Source organism: Paenibacillus silvae, from assembly GCF_014639235.1.
Taxonomy (GTDB): domain Bacteria; phylum Bacillota; class Bacilli; order Paenibacillales; family Paenibacillaceae; genus Paenibacillus; species Paenibacillus silvae.
This window is the reverse complement of the sequence record NZ_BMFU01000040.1, coordinates 1-600: the sequence shown is the minus strand read 5'-3', so window position 1 is coordinate 600 and position 600 is coordinate 1. Positions and strand designations below refer to the sequence as shown.

The 600-nt window shown below is 50.3% G+C and carries 6 tRNA genes; all 6 read left to right on the top strand.

What is annotated here, in order from left to right:
• Window positions 1-25: 25 nt before the first annotated feature.
• A tRNA-Asp gene (locus tag IEW26_RS30110) sits at window positions 26-103 on the top strand.
• A 35-nt stretch (window positions 104-138) separates the two neighbouring features.
• A tRNA-Phe gene (locus IEW26_RS30105) sits at window positions 139-214 on the top strand.
• A gap of 20 nt (window positions 215-234) precedes the next feature.
• Window positions 235-310, top strand: a tRNA-Thr gene (locus tag IEW26_RS30100).
• Between the two features lie 7 nt (window positions 311-317).
• Window positions 318-403 (top strand) — tRNA-Tyr (locus tag IEW26_RS30095).
• A gap of 10 nt (window positions 404-413) precedes the next feature.
• Window positions 414-486, top strand: a tRNA-Lys gene (locus tag IEW26_RS30090).
• 12 nt (window positions 487-498) lie between these two features.
• Window positions 499-579: transfer RNA gene (locus tag IEW26_RS30085), tRNA-Leu, on the top strand.
• The last annotated feature ends 21 nt before the right edge of the window (window positions 580-600 follow it).

The window sequence follows — 600 nt, the reverse complement described above, 5'->3', positions numbered from 1 at the left end:
AGGCTTTCTTCACGGAAAGTGATCTGGAACCGTGGTGTAGTTGGCCTAACATGCCTGCCTGTCACGCAGGAGATCGCGGGTTCGAATCCCGTCGGTTCCGCCATTCTTATATGCTTCAGGGATGAGAATCCTTAATATGGCTCGGTAGCTCAGTCGGTAGAGCAGAGGACTGAAAATCCTCGTGTCGGCGGTTCGATTCCGTCCCGAGCCACCATGAATATAACAATTTGATACGCCGGTGTAGCTCAACTGGTAGAGCAACTGACTTGTAATCAGTAGGTTGGGGGTTCAAGTCCTCTCGCCGGCACCACTTTTATGGAGGATTAGCGAAGTGGCCAAACGCATCAGACTGTAAATCTGCTCCCGTACGGGTTCGGTGGTTCGAATCCATCATCCTCCACCAGTTTTATTATGAGTCATTAGCTCAGTTGGTAGAGCACCTGACTTTTAATCAGGGTGTCGAAGGTTCGAATCCTTCATGACTCACTTTTATTATATGCGCGTGTGGCGGAATTGGCAGACGCACTAGACTTAGGATCTAGCGTCTTTGACGTGGGGGTTCAAGTCCCTCCACGCGCATCCTTTATTTGCGGAAGTGGC